The organism is Zhongshania borealis (assembly GCF_039539625.1).
GTDB classification, from domain to species: domain Bacteria; phylum Pseudomonadota; class Gammaproteobacteria; order Pseudomonadales; family Spongiibacteraceae; genus Spongiibacter; species Spongiibacter borealis.
Genome location: NZ_BAABDM010000001.1, coordinates 812,603 through 828,456, shown reverse-complemented (window position 1 = coordinate 828,456; position 15,854 = coordinate 812,603). Strand labels below are relative to the sequence as shown.

Here is a 15,854-nt window from a genome sequence, read left to right as displayed (position 1 = left end):
CCGTAAAGATGCCGGACTTATTTTGATTCACCCGAGGGAAAAACCACCGTCACATCATCATAATCAAGCTTAGCCTGCACAAACTCTATGTGCTTAGGCACCATCTTACGGAGCAGGTCAATCCTAGATTGATCTGCTCTAGGCCCAAACACCAATCGTTTTACACAGCCCGTAATAGAAAATAAGGGCTCATGCCACAGCAAGCGGTATTCGTCTTCATAACGCCAATGGTCGGTTTTTATCGTAAGTAAGTTGTCTTCGTCGTAAATTCCTATTATGCCCCCGCGCTCACTTAGGGTTTTGGTGTAGGTTACTGCGCGCAATGCAGCGACAACGCCAGGATCGTGATCAATATCCAAATCAATTTCTATGGCAACGCCTTTGTGGCTGTCGGCGTAGAGCGACCACATGCGAACGTCGTTCGCCGTCCTAGACAAACTACACACCCGCTTAGGCTCAAATACCGGGCTAATATCATCAGCAGTGATTAGCCGTCGCTCTTTAGTGGTGCGGATTGTAGTTGGACCTAATAAGCCGGGCATTTTTATATTCTCGGTCGCATGCAACAGCTGCCCTTCAAATGGGTCGTTTAGATCCTTGTAGCGGGCGCAATAAAGCCGCTCATTTATGATGATATCTAAAACAAATTCTAAGTTTTCAAGTGATCTGAATTTGTATAGCAGCATGTTTGTGGTCGTCCCTGTTTTATATAAACCGCGCCGCCGGTGTTAGCCCGCACCCAAACCGCGCCGTGTGAACATAGTTTACCAGTAAAGCCACTGCTTACTCTGCCAAAACCCTACCGTATTGGCGGCTAGGTGTAACCATACAAGCATTTAAACCGCTTACACCGAGGTCACCCCATGCCCAATTTTATGACCATTCACACCGCCTATGGCCTAGAGCGCTTAGCTGCTGCCGAGATCAGTGGCGAGCCGATTAATTTAATTGAGGTTGCGGTGGGCGACAGCAACGGCAACGACGTTTACCCCGAAGAGGGCCAAACCGGTTTGGTGCGGGAACGTTTCCGCGACACGGTTAACCGTGTATACCAAGACCCAGAAGACAACACCCGCTACACGGTAGAACTCATTATTCCTGCAACAGAAGGGGGCTTTACGCTGCGCGAGGTGGGGGTTTTTGACGACCAAGGCGGGCTGGTGGTGGTGGGCAATTTACCCACTACCTATAAACCTACCGATGCCGACGGTGCCTTTGCCGACACGGTAGTGCGGGTAGAATTTGCGGTAAGCAATGGCGCCATTATAACGCTGCAGGTAGACCCGAATGTGGTGGTAGCCACCCAAACATGGATCATTAACAACATAACCATGTCATCGCTCACCCCCGGCGGCACTACGGGGCAAGTGCTGCGCAAACAGTCGAATAGTGCAGGTGATGTGGACTGGGAAGACCCAGACGTTACCAACGTCACCGTCGATACTATTGAAGAAGAACAAACCCTAGCGGATGCGCAAACCCAAGTCGATTTAGCCACGGTTACCACACGGGGCTTGGTTGTGTATGTAGACAAACAACGGCTTTACCCAGGGGCAGGCGCAGAGCAATGGCAAAAAGCCGCGGCGCCCAATGACGAAACCCGTATTATTTTGGGCCAAAGCTATACCGCCGGAACAAAAATAATCTGCGCGCAAAATGAACCAACCGGTAACGCACCCGCGCCGTTGGAGCGAAGCAAGAACCTGGCAGACGTTGAGAGCAAAGCGACCTCGCGAGCCAATTTAGACGTGTTCAGCCGTACTGAAACCCGACAGATGGCCCCCGCTGGCATGCTTGCCTACTTTGCACGCAGCAGCGCGCCCAGTGGTTGGCTCAAGGCTAATGGCGCAGCAGTTGGTCGAACCGCCTATGCGGATCTTTTCGCGTCCATCGGCACAACCTTCGGCGCCGGCGACGGCTTCAATACGTTCAATTTGCCGGACTTGCGTGGGGAGTTTATCCGTTCTTGGGATGATAGCAGGGGCGTAGATGCGGGGCGTACTTTGGGCAGTTGGCAAGGTGCTGCAGGTGGTGGGCTGGCTCAGTTCAAATTGATTCAACAAAGTTCGACGCCGGCGGGCGGGGTGAATAGTGGAGAATATTCAGTACCAACCAACGGCAGTTTCAGCCAGTACGCCTACACCGGTGAATACGGCACCGATAACAAAGGCTGGCTGGGTTTTGCCAATGATCCGCTGGTAACTAACCTGCGCCCCCGCAACCGGGCAATGCTCGCCTGCATCAAATTCTAAGGAGTCACGCCATGCTCGTTTACCAATACGACTACGCCGGTTTATACCTGGGCGAAACCACCGCCGACGAATCGCCACTAGAGGAGGGAAAATATTTAATGCCCGCACGCTGCACAGCTACGCCGCCGCCAACAGAAATACCCGAGGGTAAGCACCCTCGCTGGGCTGGGTCGGCGTGGGATCTGGTTAATGCGCCAGTGTCGGCGCCACCAGAAGACCCAATTGTAAAGCTGCAAGAATTTTTAGCGCAAAACCCCGACGTGGCTGCGCTAATTTCGGCCTAAGCAACCAGCGGCCCTGTCTGTAGAGCGCCGCTTTACTCTGTTATTCACTTTAACCCGCATGGCATTAAGCCAAAAATGCGTTTAACACGGATTAAATTGCACACACAAATCGCTGGAGAGTAACCATGTCTGACACCTACCACCACGGCGTCCGCATTATTGAAAAAACCGAGGGCTCACGGCCTATTCGCACCGTCAATACCGCCGTGATTGGTCTGGTGGGCACTGCGCCAGATTCTACGCCGGCCATTGCCGCCACCGGCCAAGTGGGCGTTATTGACAGCGACACAGGCATTGCCATTACCGCTGCTGTAGCGGGCACGGCTGGCAACAGCATTACCATTACCCTGGTCGACACTGGCGACGTAGACGAAGCGCTGGCAGTCGCCCTAAACGGCAACGACATTACCGTTACCCTAGCCACGGACGGTACCGGGGATATCAGCAGCACCGCTGCCGACGTTATTGCCATTATCACTAGCGACGCCTCAACGCTCATTACCGCCGCCAACGCAACAGGTTCAGACGGTTCGGGCATTATGATTGCCGAAGCTAAAGTAAGCCTTACCGGCGGCGTAGCAGAACCGTTCCCGCTCAACACGCCAGTGCTGGTGCTAGGTAACCGCACCAAGGCCGCCAAGCTCGACAGCACCGGCAAAGGTCTAGGCACGTTACCCGCTGCCATGACCGCGATATTTGAACAGATTGGCGCCATGGTCGTTGTGGTACGCGTGGCCGAGGGCATCGACGACGAAACCACAGCCAGCAACGTGATTGGCACCGTAACAGGCGGCAAGGCCACTGGCTTGCTTGCACTTAAAGACGCGCAAGCCCAACTGGGCGTAAAACCCCGCATATTAGGTGTGCCGGGTTTAGACGCCTTAACAGGTGTGGTTCCCGCGCTGGTGAGCGTGGCCGATGATTTACGCGCCTTTGCTTACGCTTACATTAACGCCGCGACCATGGAAGCCGCTGTAACCGCGCGCGACAGCTACGGTTCAAAACGCCTTATGTTGTTGTGGCCAGAATTTATTGCCTGGAGCACCACAGCCAATGCCGAGGTGGTTATTACCGCCACAGCACGCGCGCTTGGTGTTCGCGCCCGCGCAGACAACGAAGTGGGCTGGCACAAAACAATCTCAAACATTGAAGTGAACGGCGTTACCGGCATTTCTAAGTCGGTGCACTTTGACCTTACCAACGTCAACACCGACGCCAACTACCTAAACGGTAACGAAATCACCACCATTATTCGTAATGCGGGGTTTCGGTTCTGGGGTTCGCGCACCTGCTCTGCAGACCCCGTGTTTGCCTTTGAATCTGCCGCCCGTACTGGCGACATACTGGCCGACACCATTGCCGACGCGCATATGTGGGCAATGGATAAGCCCATGAGCAAAGTGCTGATTAAAGAAATTGTCGAGGGCATAAACGCAAAATTCCGCAGCCTAAAAGCCAGCGGCTACATTGTTGACGCGCTGGCCTACACAGATGACGAACTCAACACCACCGAGACACTAGCGGCGGGCAAACTTACCATTAGCTACGACTACACGCCGGTGCCGCCGCTCGAAGACCTTACGTTTATACAAACCATTACCGACCGTTACTTGGTGCAATTAGTAGCGTGATGACTGCGCGCTGCGGCGCGCACAAACCTTTTAAACCTCACCGGAGAGCAACAACATGCTGCCCAAAAAGCTTAAGAATTTTAACCTGTTTGCCGACGGTGAAAACTTTGTTGGCATCGTTGACGAAATCACTCTGCCAAATCTAGAACGCAAAATGGAAGAGTACCGACCAGGCGGTTTTAATGCGCCGGTCGACGCCGACATGGGCATGAATAAACTCACGTCGTCGTTTAAATTGCACGAAATGGCCGCCAGCGTATTGCGCAAATTTGGCACAAGTGAAATCGACGGTGTACCACTGCGCTTTTTAGGCGCTGCAGTAAGTGACGGTGCTGCAGGCACTACCGACGCAATTGAAGTGATTATGCGTGGTCGCTACAGCGGTTTAGAGCTGCCCAGCGGTTACAAAGCTGGCGAAAGCGCGATGCTGACCTGCAATGTGAGCCTCGCTTATTTTAAATACGTGGTAAACAGCGAAACCCTAATCGAGATCGACGTTATCAACATGATCGAAAACGTGGGTGGTGTAGACCGACTGGCAGAGCAGCGCGCAGCACTGGGTTTGTAATTAGTTTTTATTGAGTAGGAATAACGGGGCGAATCATGACACAAGACACATCAGCAACCATTACGCTTAAAAAGCCGCTTAAACGTGGCGAGCAAGAAATTGCAAAGCTAAAACTGCGCAAGCCCGACACAGGATCATTGCGCGGTTGCCGCTTATCTATGCTGTTAAATTCAGACGTAGACAGCCTAGTAATGCTGCTGCCACGCATTACCGAACCGGCATTAACCGAACACGACATAAGCCAAATGGACGTTAAAGACTTGGTGAGCTGCGCCAGTGAGGTGGTGGGTTTTTTAACCGAATAGGGCAGTGCGCCGCCGCGCCATTGCCCAACGAAGTGGAAGACGCCATAGCCAATATTGCTACAGTCTTTCACTGGCCACCCTCTGAATTTAACACCATGGCGCTAAGTGATTTAGTGATGTGGGAACAAAAAGCGCGGGAACGATCTGGCAAACCGCAACCCCAGTAACCGGTGGCAATAATGAGCAATTTAGATACCGCGCTAACCCTTAAACTTGTAGACCAATGGAGCGGCCCCGCTAAAAAATTGGCGGGCATAAGCAGCGAGCTTGCCCAAAAGCTTTCAGCCACTGGCCACGAGCTTAATAAAATTGGCAACCAACGCAAAGCCGTTGCGCGCCTGCAAGAATACGAATTGGCCTCTAAAAAGGCCAAAGACGCCTCAAACCAAGCCGCAGAAAAAGTGAAAATGCTGCGCCTTGCCCGCGAAAAAGAGGCCGACCAGCTCAAAATTACCCAAGCCAACCTTAAAACCCTGCAAGATCTAAAAGCCAGCGGGGTAAAGGTAGACGCCAAAACCATTAACAACCTCAAGGCCCAAGCCAAAGAGAATAAAACCCTTATACGCGAGCACGAGCGCGCCGAAAAAGCCCTAGAACAAACCACTAAACAACGCCGCCTAGCCATTGAGCGGGCCGCACAGCTGCGCACCAAACTTAAAGCCGAAGGTATAGAAACCCGCGATTTAACTGGCGCACAAAACCGGCTTGGTGAAGCCTACGCCCGTACCCAAGCCAAAATTAAGGCGGTGTCGCAAGCCCACGGCAAGCTGGCAGCGGCGCAATCTGCCCACAATGAAACCCTGCAAAAAGCCGCTAACACCACCATTGTTGCGGCTGGCTTAAGTAACGTAGGAAGTAAGGCGCTTAACTTTTTAAAGAACCCGCTAGCCGAGGCGGTCGCGTTTGAGTCGGCCATGGCCGATGTTAAAAAGGTGGTGGAGTTTGATTCGCCACTACAGTTCAAAGAATTTAGCCTAACGCTATTGGACATGACCCGCAGCATACCCATTGTAAAAGAGGGTTTGGCCGCCATTGCGGCCCAAGGCGGGCAGCTGGGTATTGGTCGCAGCGACTTGCCCGAGTTTGTGCAAGTAGCCGCCAAAATGTCTACCGCCTTTGACATGGCGCCCGAGCAAGCGGGCGAATCAATGGCCAAGCTGAGCAACGTGTATAAAATCCCCATTGCTCAAATGACCAATTTAGGCGATGCGGTAAATCACCTTTCAGACAACACCGCCGCTAAAGCCAAAGAGATTGTAGACGTGCTAATGCGCGTGGGTGGTACGGCTACTCAGTTTGGATTAACTACTGTGCAAACTGCCGCGCTGGGTGACGCGTTTATTGCCCTGGGCAAAAAGCCCGAGGTCGCCGGTACAGCCATTAATGCCATGCTTAACAAACTGCAAACCGCCACAAAGCAGGGCGCTAAGTTTCAAGATGCCCTCGACGAAATTGGCATATCGGCTGGCGACATGGAAGACATGGTTGCGCAGAACGGCCAAGGCGCACTCGATGAGTTTTTGAACACCCTTGGCCAGTTGGATAAACAAAACCGCGCGGGCGTGCTTACCGATCTATTTGGCCTAGAATATGCCGACGATATCTCTTTGCTGGCGGGTAATTTAGAAGTTTACAAAAAGGCCCTAGACACCGTGGCCGACAGCTCTAAATTTGCGGGCAGCATGGAGCGTGAATTTCAAAACCGCGCTAATACCTCTGCCAACAAAACCCAATTACTTGCCCAGCGCTGGGACGCCTTTCAAACCAAGTTGGGCGAACAGCTATTGCCGGTTATTAACTGGCTGTCTGGTGCCGCGGTTAAATTGATTGACGCCCTCGACTGGCTTACCGATAAATTCCCTGGTGCAACTAAAGTAGCCATGATTTTGGTGGGCGGTTTAGGCGCTTTGGCATTGGCCGTGGCGCCGGTGCTTATGGCCATTGCTGCGCTGCGCGTGGCCATTTCTGGTTTGGGTGTAAGCGCTAAACGGGCAGCCCTGCAAAATGCCGCTGGCGGTTTGGGCGGCGCTGTGGCTGGCGGCGGCAAAGGTGGCAAGGCGGGACGCTTAGCCAAAGGCTTGGCTGGTAAAGCCGGGTTGATTGGCGCTGGCCTAGGCGCGCTGTCTATTGGCTCTACACTGATGAGCGACGACGCAAACTTAAACAAAGGCGCGGCCATATCGCAAGACGTGGGCGGCATTGGTGGCGCACTGTCTGGTGCGGCCGCTGGCGCTGCCTTGGGCTCTGTTGTGCCGGTGATTGGCACCGCCATTGGCGGGCTGGTTGGCTCTGTAATTGGCAGCATGGGCGGCGACTGGTTAGGCGGCAAGGTAGGTAACTGGCTGTTTAGCGACAACACCCCCGTGCAAGCCAGCGCCCCCGTTATGGCGGCTGGTGCAAGCGGTGGCCAAAACTACGCCGACAACAGCCAATACACCATAAACGTACAGCAGCAGCCCGGCGAAAATGCCGACCAGCTTGTGAAAAAAACCATAGACGAAATAGACCGCCGCAAGTCTCGCCGCCGCGGTGCGTCATATGCCGACCACGGCTAAGGAGCTACCATGTTAATGTCCTTGGGCATGTTTGTTTTTAGCATTAGCAGCCTGCCATTTGAGCGTAAACAGCGCAGCACTCAATGGCGCTGGGCGGCCAATAACCGCCTAGGCCAACTGCCTGCCCACCAATTCAACGGCCCCGGCGAAGACCGCATAACCCTAAGCGGCACATTGGCGCCCGAGCTAACCGGTGGCGGCCAAAGCCTACAAGACCTGCGCGACCTAGCCGACACCGGCAAAGCGTGGGTATTAATGCTAGGCAACGGCGAACCGCAGGGTTTTTGGTTTATCGATTCAGTAGACGAAACCGGCAGCTATTTCTTTCCCGACGGCAGCCCCCGCAAAATAGAATTTAGCGTGGTGTTGGTGCGCAACGACACCGGCGAAATAAACACCATTGGCGATTTAGCCATGAACACCAACAGCAGCTCGTTTGCGGAAAACATAGCATGACCCCCGTTTATGAAATCACCGCGAACGGCGTGGCACTTGCCAGCGAGGTTAATAAGCGCATTTTAAGCGTGAGTTACCACGACGCCAGCGGCACCACAGCAGACCAGTTAGTGCTAGAACTAGACGACAGCGACGGCAGCCTAAACATTCCACCCAAGGGCGCTAAACTTACCCTGCAGTTAGGGTTTATGGGGCAGGGGCTGCACAACAAAGGCACCTTTACCGTAGACGATGTAGAACATTCTGGCGCCCCAGACAAACTGATTATTACCGCCCGCAGCGCAAACTTTAGAGACGAATTTAAAACACTGCGCTCTACCCACTGGGAGCCGGGCACAACCCTAGGCAACTTAGTGGCCAGCATTGCCGAGCGCTACCTGCTAAAACCCAAAGTAGCGCCGGACCTTGCCGACGTGGCACTGCAGCAACTAAACCAAACTGCAGAATCAGACAGCGCATTTTTAAACCGCATTGGCCAGCAATTCGACGCCGTGGCCACCAGCAAAAACGGCTATTTATTATTTTACCCAAAGGGGCAGGGCGCCACCGCCAGCGGCGCCGCCTTGCCACAAGCCAACATTAACAAAAACCAATGCACCGACCACCGCTACAAAACCGCCGACCGCAATAGCCGATTCACCGGCGCCACCGCCAGCTGGTACAACACCGACACCGCCCAAACCGTAAAAGTGACCGCCGGCGCAGAAGGCTACACCAAACAGATCCGCGACCCACTGCCAGACGCGCAGCAAGCCACCGAGGCAGCAAAAGCAGAATGGGCAAGAATACAGCGCGGCGACGCCACCATGAGTTTAAGCGTGGCGCCGGGTATGCCTGGGCTGGTCAATGGTCAGCCAGTGGAATTAACGGGATTTAAAGCGGAGATAAACGCCCACAACTGGGTGATTGATGACTTAAATCATACAGCGGGCAGTGGGGGCTTGGTCACAAGTGTGGAGCTGGTGACCAAAAAGTAAAACTTATTTACCTGCCGCCTTTTTTTCACGGTTTTCTAGCGCCAGTTGGGTAATGGCGTTTTTGGCCGCGATGTAATCCGCTTTAGCCGCTAGCCGACAGGCAATTTGTTCTAAGGTTATTAAGTCGTCTAAATCGATTTGCTGGGTTTTAAAGAGTTCTAATATCACCCCGATTTGGCTGGGCAGCTCTACGTAATTACCGCCTCTGTCCCTCACTTCTGGCGTGTAAATACTGTCGTGGGTGATTATTTCTATACGGCCCCAGTAACTTTCACGGCCGCCCTTAAACAAATCATCGATCGACACCATGCCCCGGATAAACCGATCATATTCGTTAGCGCTTAACTTGATGCGCCTAGACAGTACGCCGAGCTCGATCATTTCTTTTATCGCCGCCGCTTTTATGCCGCCCGCCACGGTGACAATAGACAGGGTGACTTGCACCATGTCTTCGTGCATGCCAACAATAAAAAAGTTTCGGTCATTGACGGTGGCACAGGCAGTAATAAAACCGTCGGCGTGCATTCGGCGGGTGTATTCAATAGCAATTTCTTGCCGTGGGCAGCTGTCGGTGGCCACGCTTAGTTTGCGCTCGCCCCTGGTAATCCATTCAATGGTGGTATTTAAAAAATCTGCCGCGGCACTTAGTCGCGATTTTGGTAAGTCTCTATGGCGCCAGTTGTTGTAGTACGAGCTGGCATTGTCTTCTGGCGCGCCTAGCGCTATTGCAAATTCCGTTTTCGTTAAACCCAAATCCTTAAGCCGCTCTTCGATCCGTGTGATCTCTTCGCTAATCATGGCTGTAGTCCGATTTGTAGTGAGCTAAAAATTGTTTGCTAAAAGTAATATTTTGTTTGCTTTTCTGTTTGTTGTCATGTAACTATATGTTTGTCAAAACAACAAAGTGAATATTTAAAGATGACACAGCAAAAGCCTTGCTCCGATTCGGAAGCCACCAACGATATAGAAAAAGTCATTTCTATTTTGGGTCGTAGCGGTGTAGCCCAGGCTGCAAAGCTCGCCAATACCCAGTCTGTTGATAATTGGCGCCGCCGTGGTTCGGTGCCTATAGAACACTGCCCCAAATTGGTTGCGGCCTATAACGAAGCCATAGAGCGCGTGCTTAGCGATCCACCAACCCTTGCGGGCCTCAATAAGTTTTTTTCAGAACATGGCGCCTAGTGTGCGGTTAATTGGGTAAGCCGTCATGAAACCGAAGTCACAGGGGATAAAAAAGCAAATGACCACCACACAAAACCGCCTTGCACTGATTCGCCGTTACTTAGATCGCTGGTCTGGTATGCCGCGCCACAACCGCCAAATTGTGGCTGAGATAGTAGTAGAAAAATTTAACGAACTGGCCATGCAAGAATTTTTGGCAGGCACAGGGGTGGAGTTTTCGCACAGCGAAGACCTTTGCGGCGACATGCGGGCCCACGCCCAAAAGCTGTGGCGCTGGTTGGGCGCCTACGAAGAGGTTAAACCCGCACCAGACAAGCTTTGGTATGTAGAGCAAGCCATTGTGGCCTCTATGCCTGCCGATATGCGCTTGCAGTATTTAAACGATGTTTACGCTAACGCCAGCGTGCAAGTGGCCTTAAAAATAGATGCTGGGCAAACCTTGCTGGCCTTTGAGCACTTAGTACAAGAGCAAGCCGAGGCCACCAAAAGCCTTGCGGCCTTGCTAGATGGCATTGACCCCGGCGAGCTAGACCGCGCCGAGCGGGAGCTAACCGAGGCCCTAGGCGCCACCGCCAGTGCCCTAAGCCACGTAAAAGCCTTACGCGTAGGCGGTGCCCAATGAGCCGCTTAGTGCCATGCCCCCATTGCCTAGAAGAGTCTTACATTCGTGACAGCGAGCAAATTACCCGCACCACGCGCGAATTAAAGCTGATCTGTAAAAACCCGCACTGTGGCCACACTTGGGTGGCGCATTTGTCGGCAACGCGAACGCTATCTGAGTCGGCAATTCCAGACCCAAGCGTGAATTTACCCATAGTAAAAGGCCTGTTTTAAACGGCCACCCCTGTTTTTAAGTAATAGCCAACCGCGAGGTGATGTATGAGCAATGTAATGCCGATTAACCCCGAAACCACCGTAAGCAATGCCGCGCTGGTGTATATGCTGCGCCACCGCGCAGAGCATTTAAGCCACGAGCAAGGCACAGAGGCACTTAAAACCCGCTGCGCAACCCACTTAATGCTCACATTTGATATTGGCCTAGACCGCGCCCAGCGCGAGGCGGCATTGGCATTGGCGCAAGCCAGCCACAGCGGTGATGTTTGGTTAGATATTAGCAACGCCAGCGCTTACCACGTCACTTTGCGCACCAAGGACCACCGCGAAATTATTGTGTCGGCAGACCAAATTTTGCACGCCGTCACCGACTTTTTCACACTCCAATAAGGGCCAATCATGAACATTACTGTGAACGCGCAGGGGCTAGCTGCCGCCCTAAGAAACAACTTGGCCGAACGCCGCAGCACCTTAAATATATTTGAACACGTGCTATTAACGGCCACTGCTAACCCGCCCCAGCTCAGTATTGTGAGCAGCGACGGCGCCCGCGAATTAGAGGTGATTATTGACGTGGAGCGGGTAGACGAAGAGGGCGCCATTACCTGCCACGCTGGTAAATTAAAGGCGGCCATTATGGGGCTTGCGGGGCCGGTGGTGATTAAGCTGGCAGACCGCGAAAAAGCCACGGTAAGCCAACAACGCCGCCGCTTTGTGGTGCCGTCGTTGTCGGCAAGAGACTACCCGAATTGCGGCGCTATGGGCAAAACGACCGTGGTAAAGGCCGACCCCAAGGCCTTGGCCGAAGCCATTGAGCGGGTGCAATACGCCAGCGCAAAAATGGACGTTCGAGTTTACATAACCGGCGTGCATTTTAACGAGGGCGATGTAGTGGCCACCGACGGCCACCGCTTAGCCTGTGCCACCATTAAAGCAGATATGCCCGCCGTAACTGTGCCCAACGACAGCATTAAGTATTTGGTGGCAGCACTAAAAGAAGAGGGCGCTGTGGTGAGCTGCAGCGAGAGCGCCATAGAGGTTACCAGCAACGCGGGCCGGTTTAGAAGCGCATTACTAGAAGGCCGTTACCCAGATTACCGCCGCTTAACCAATGTGCCCCAAGGCGCTGCCGAGGCCAGCATTGCCCCAGAGCATATTGCCCCTGCACTACAACGCCTTAAAAGCTTTGTTTCCCAATTTGGCGCCATAAAAGTAACGGCCACTGCCGACACCTTATTTATTGCCCCAAATGACGAAATCACCGACGAAACCGCCGCAACAATAAACAAAGAATGGCCCGAGGTCGGTTTAAACATCGCTTACCTTGCTGATTTGTGCGCGGCCATGAGCGGGCCATTCACATGGATAAACAGCGGCGGCCTCAACCAGCAAGTGTTTATTAGCAGTGACGACGTTGTGCACATTATTCAACCCATGCGGCTGTAACAGACTTAATCCGGCTTATTTAAAATTTTAGAGGGCACCACCATGAATCAGGCAATGTTACGCAACCTAACCTCAGACGAATTAGAGCGCCACTTGTGGATTACCGAGCCGTATAGCCCCGCGCATAACGCACTGCTTACAGTGCTGGACGCTAATGACAAGCCAAACGAAGACCTTGATTTTGATCGGGTTGAAGACGCACTTGCGGACATAAACATAGACGCAGAAAAAATGCTGCTAAGTGTTAAGTCGCTTTTAGAGCAATGCACCGAAATATGCGGCGACATTAAACACAGCACTACACGTATTCAATGCGAACTCGATCTGTAAAGGCCTCACCATGATTCCTGCCGTACATAAAGACATAACCAACCGGCTGCTGCGCGACTTTGACTTTAAAGAGCGCGGAGGCTGGTTGCGGGCTGGGCGCTGCCCCAGCTGCAATAAAAAAGAGCTGTACACCAAAGCCGAATCGCCGTGGGTAGTGCGCTGCGGGCGTGAAAATAACTGTGCCTGGTCAGAGAGCGTTAAAGAGCTTTACCCCGACGCCTTTGAAAAATTTAACGAGCGTTACCAGCCAACAGATACCAACCCCAAAGCCACGGCAGACGCTTACTTAATGCAGGCGCGTGGCTTTGATATCGCCCGTATTGCTGGCTGGTATGAGCAAGACCGCTGGTGGAGCCAACAGTGTATTGGCGCCTCGGGCACCGCCACTGTGCGGTTTATGATCGCCCCCGGCGTTTACTTTGACCGCTTTGTAGAAGAGTTATGGATTAACGACAACGGTGAAAAGAAAAAACGCAAAGCCGCGTTTAAAGGCGACTTTAAGGGGCAGGCGTGGTTCCCGCCCGGCGTTGAAATTGAAGACGGCGACGAGGTTATATTGGTCGAGGGCATACTCGATGCCATTGCCCTTTATTTAAACGGCTATAAATCGGCAGCCTTATTGAGCTGCACCAACTACCCAGCCAAATTTTTTGACGAGCACAGCGCTAAACATGTGAATTGGGTGTGGGGCCTAGACGGCGACACCGCTGGCCGCAAATGGACCATAAAACACCACGAGCGCGCCAAAGAGGCGGGCTTAAAATCCACTGCCGTTACCATTAAGCAGACCGGCAAATACAAAAACGACTGGAACGACCTACACATGCAGGGCCGTTTAACCGACAAAGATTTTGAGCAATACCGCTACCACGGCAGCTTGCTAATTGCCGAGAGCGCCAGCGAAAAGTCATTGCTTATCTACGGCAAAACCAACCGCCGTGAATTTAATTTTGAATATAAAAACCGCCTGTATTGGTTCAGCCTTAATTTAGACAAATACGAAAAGGCCTACCAAACCTTATTAGAAGCCGAGGGCATGACTGACAAAGAGCGCCGCGACGAAGCGCTAAAGCAGTCGGGCAGCATTGTTGAAATTGCCAACTGCTACTTTCAGTTTTTGTATTTTCAGGCCAACACCATTACAGACGAAAGCTGGTATTACGCCCGCATTACTTTTCCGCACAGCGGCGCAGCGGTTAAAAATACTTTTACCGGCGGCCAGCTTTCAAGCGCCAGTGAGTTTAAAAAGCGTCTGTTATCGGTAGCGGCAGGCAGCGTGTTTACCGGCACCAGCCAGCATTTAGACGCCATAGCGCGCCATCAGCTCTATAACATTAAAACCGTTAACACCATTGACTACATTGGCTACAGCAAAGAGTTTGGCGTGTATGTGCTTAACGACATTGCCATTAAAGACGGCCGCACCTACGCGCTAAACGACGAAGACTATTTCGACACCGGCAAACTGGCCATTAAGAGCCTAGGTCAGTCTGTGCACCTCACCATTGCCAAAGACGCCGACAACTACCGCAACGACTGGATAAACCACATTCACACCTGTTTTGGTGAGCGCGGTGTGGTGGCATTGGCGTTTTGGTTTGGCTCGCTGTTTGCCGAGCAGATCCGCGACGCACAAAAGTCATTCCCGTTTATTGAAGTCATCGGCGAGCCGGGCGCAGGTAAAACCACCCTTATTGAATTTTTGTGGAAGCTACTGGGCCGCCGCGACTACGAAGGCTTCGACCCCAGTAAATCGACCGCCGCCGCCCGCGCTCGCAACATGGGGCAGGTTTCCAATATGCCGGTGGTGCTTATTGAGGGTGACCGCGACGAAGACACCGCCAACGGTAAAAAATTTGACTGGGACGAATTAAAAACCGCCTATAACGGCCGCTCAGTACGTAGCCGTGGCATGAAGAACGGCGGCAACGAAACCTACGAACCGCCATTTAGGGGCGCCATTGCCATTAGCCAAAACGCCGCGGTGCAAGCCAGTGAAGCCGTACTGCAGCGCATAGTGCACCTGCGCTTTACCCGCGCAGCCCACACTGACGAAAGCAAGGTGCTGGCTAATGAACTGGAGCACATGCCCCTTGAGCATGTAAGCAGTTTTATTGTGGAGGCCGCCAAAAAAGAAAAGGAGATTCTGGCCTTTATTGCCGATAAAACCCCCGAATTTGAAAAACGCCTAATGGCTCAAGAAGCCATTAAAAATGTGCGTATCGCTAAAAACCACGGTTTGCTCTGCGCGCTGGTAAGCGCCTTGGAACTGGTATTACCCATAACCAAAGAGCAGATAAAGGCAACCCAATTAGAGCTTTTGGCTATGGCCGCAGAGCGCCAAACCGCCATCAGCGCAGACCACCCGCTAGTGCAAGAATTTTGGGAGCAATATGACTTTTTAAATGGCGACGAATTTAACCAAAAGCTAAACCACAGCAAAGACGCTGGCCAAATTGCCATAAACCTAAACCATTACATAGAAATGGCTGCCGACCACCGCCAGCAAGTACCGCCGCTGGCCGACCTAAAGCGCCTGCTAAAAGCCAGCCGCCGCTACAAATACCTAGACTACAAAACCGTTAATTCGGCCATTCATGGCGAAAACGGCAGCGGCAAATCTGTGCGCTGCTGGATATTTGAAAACAAGGAGCGCAAAGCGTGAGCGAATTTAAAGAAGACCCTGGCATGGCCACCTATGAAGAGTTAATCGCGGGCGGCAATGCCTTAGCCGCCGCGTTACTCGACGTGGTGTTTTTAGCAAAAACCGACAGCCCAGCCGACGGCGGCATGCCCATCGCGGCAAAACCGCTGGCCGACTGGAAAGCGCTACTCGACCGCACCGCATTTGCCCAGGTAAACCACCTACACATGGCAGCCAAATAATGGGCGCAGAAAAGATTTTACCAGCCACCATGCTGGTAATTCAGGCGGCAGCATCAATGCCTTACTTGATGTCTGGCGACTGGCGAAAAGGGCTCTACTGGCTATTTGCCGCAGGGCTTACCTACGTCGTTACCTTTTAAACGACGAC

The 15,854-nt window shown here is 52.8% G+C and carries 20 protein-coding genes; 18 read left to right on the top strand and 2 right to left on the bottom strand.

Annotation, left to right across the window (positions count from 1 at the left end):
• Nucleotides 1–17: 17 nt before the first annotated feature.
• On the bottom strand, nt 18–686 hold the full coding sequence (locus ABD836_RS03890) for a DUF2971 domain-containing protein (RefSeq protein WP_344932514.1): 669 nt from the start codon (nt 684–686) through the stop codon (nt 18–20).
• Between the two features lie 177 nt (nt 687–863).
• Here ABD836_RS03890 and ABD836_RS03885 point away from each other — a divergent pair, with 177 nt between their 5' ends.
• From ABD836_RS03885 to ABD836_RS03850, 9 genes are all read left to right on the top strand, one after another.
• Nucleotides 864–2,252, top strand: coding sequence for a phage tail-collar fiber domain-containing protein (locus tag ABD836_RS03885; protein WP_344932513.1), 1,389 nt, complete (start codon nt 864–866; stop codon nt 2,250–2,252).
• 11 nt (nt 2,253–2,263) lie between these two features.
• Nucleotides 2,264–2,536 (top strand): hypothetical protein, encoded by a 273-nt coding sequence (locus tag ABD836_RS03880; protein ID WP_344932512.1) that lies wholly within the window; start codon nt 2,264–2,266, stop codon nt 2,534–2,536.
• Nucleotides 2,537–2,661: 125 nt separating this feature from the next.
• The gene (locus ABD836_RS03875) at nt 2,662–4,167 is read left to right on the top strand and encodes a phage tail sheath subtilisin-like domain-containing protein (RefSeq protein ID WP_344932511.1); all 1,506 of its coding nucleotides are present in this window, start codon (nt 2,662–2,664) and stop codon (nt 4,165–4,167) included.
• A 55-nt stretch (nt 4,168–4,222) separates the two neighbouring features.
• Nucleotides 4,223–4,735 carry a phage major tail tube protein gene (locus tag ABD836_RS03870; RefSeq protein ID WP_344932510.1) on the top strand — a complete coding sequence of 171 codons (513 nt, stop codon included), beginning with the start codon at nt 4,223–4,225 and terminating at the stop codon, nt 4,733–4,735.
• Nucleotides 4,736–4,770: 35 nt separating this feature from the next.
• Nucleotides 4,771–5,040, top strand: a complete 270-nt coding sequence (locus ABD836_RS03865; RefSeq protein WP_344932508.1) for a phage tail assembly protein — start codon at nt 4,771–4,773, stop codon at nt 5,038–5,040.
• Nucleotides 5,041–5,072: 32 nt separating this feature from the next.
• A complete protein-coding gene (locus tag ABD836_RS19485) occupies nt 5,073–5,207 on the top strand; it encodes a GpE family phage tail protein (RefSeq protein ID WP_425583005.1) in 135 nt (44 codons plus the stop codon).
• A gap of 12 nt (nt 5,208–5,219) precedes the next feature.
• Entirely contained in the window at nt 5,220–7,595 is a 2,376-nt protein-coding gene (locus tag ABD836_RS03860) for a phage tail tape measure protein (protein ID WP_344932507.1), read from the top strand.
• 9 nt (nt 7,596–7,604) lie between these two features.
• Nucleotides 7,605–8,051: a phage tail protein gene (locus ABD836_RS03855; protein WP_344932506.1), complete on the top strand. Its 447-nt coding sequence runs from the start codon at nt 7,605–7,607 to the stop codon at nt 8,049–8,051.
• Nucleotides 8,048–9,028: a contractile injection system protein, VgrG/Pvc8 family gene (locus ABD836_RS03850; RefSeq protein ID WP_344932505.1), complete on the top strand. Its 981-nt coding sequence runs from the start codon at nt 8,048–8,050 to the stop codon at nt 9,026–9,028. The genes ABD836_RS03855 and ABD836_RS03850 overlap by 4 nt, the downstream gene beginning before the upstream one ends.
• A 3-nt stretch (nt 9,029–9,031) precedes the next feature.
• On the opposite strand, the gene ABD836_RS03845 is transcribed toward ABD836_RS03850, so the two are convergent.
• The gene (locus ABD836_RS03845; RefSeq protein WP_344932503.1) at nt 9,032–9,826 is read right to left on the bottom strand and encodes a helix-turn-helix domain-containing protein; all 795 of its coding nucleotides are present in this window, start codon (nt 9,824–9,826) and stop codon (nt 9,032–9,034) included.
• 120 nt (nt 9,827–9,946) lie between these two features.
• Here ABD836_RS03845 and ABD836_RS03840 point away from each other — a divergent pair, with 120 nt between their 5' ends.
• The 9 genes from ABD836_RS03840 to ABD836_RS03800 are packed head-to-tail and all read left to right on the top strand — an operon-like array spanning nt 9,947 to nt 15,846.
• The gene (locus tag ABD836_RS03840; RefSeq protein ID WP_344932502.1) at nt 9,947–10,210 is read left to right on the top strand and encodes a hypothetical protein; all 264 of its coding nucleotides are present in this window, start codon (nt 9,947–9,949) and stop codon (nt 10,208–10,210) included.
• A 58-nt stretch (nt 10,211–10,268) separates the two neighbouring features.
• Nucleotides 10,269–10,832 carry a hypothetical protein gene (locus tag ABD836_RS03835; RefSeq protein WP_344932500.1) on the top strand — a complete coding sequence of 188 codons (564 nt, stop codon included), beginning with the start codon at nt 10,269–10,271 and terminating at the stop codon, nt 10,830–10,832.
• The gene (locus tag ABD836_RS03830) at nt 10,829–11,044 is read left to right on the top strand and encodes an Ogr/Delta-like zinc finger protein (protein WP_344932498.1); all 216 of its coding nucleotides are present in this window, start codon (nt 10,829–10,831) and stop codon (nt 11,042–11,044) included. Before ABD836_RS03835 ends, ABD836_RS03830 begins: the two co-directional genes overlap by 4 nt.
• Nucleotides 11,045–11,089: 45 nt before the next feature.
• Entirely contained in the window at nt 11,090–11,434 is a 345-nt protein-coding gene (locus ABD836_RS03825) for a hypothetical protein (protein WP_344932496.1), read from the top strand.
• Between the two features lie 9 nt (nt 11,435–11,443).
• Nucleotides 11,444–12,490, top strand: coding sequence for a DNA polymerase III subunit beta (locus ABD836_RS03820; RefSeq protein ID WP_344932495.1), 1,047 nt, complete (start codon nt 11,444–11,446; stop codon nt 12,488–12,490).
• 42 nt (nt 12,491–12,532) lie between these two features.
• Nucleotides 12,533–12,820: a hypothetical protein gene (locus tag ABD836_RS03815; protein ID WP_344932494.1), complete on the top strand. Its 288-nt coding sequence runs from the start codon at nt 12,533–12,535 to the stop codon at nt 12,818–12,820.
• Nucleotides 12,821–12,830: 10 nt separating this feature from the next.
• Nucleotides 12,831–15,485, top strand: coding sequence for a toprim domain-containing protein (locus ABD836_RS03810; protein WP_344932493.1), 2,655 nt, complete (start codon nt 12,831–12,833; stop codon nt 15,483–15,485).
• On the top strand, nt 15,482–15,706 hold the full coding sequence (locus ABD836_RS03805) for a hypothetical protein (protein WP_344932492.1): 225 nt from the start codon (nt 15,482–15,484) through the stop codon (nt 15,704–15,706). Before ABD836_RS03810 ends, ABD836_RS03805 begins: the two co-directional genes overlap by 4 nt.
• Nucleotides 15,706–15,846: a hypothetical protein gene (locus ABD836_RS03800; protein ID WP_344932491.1), complete on the top strand. Its 141-nt coding sequence runs from the start codon at nt 15,706–15,708 to the stop codon at nt 15,844–15,846. Before ABD836_RS03805 ends, ABD836_RS03800 begins: the two co-directional genes overlap by 1 nt.
• Nucleotides 15,847–15,854: the final 8 nt, after the last annotated feature.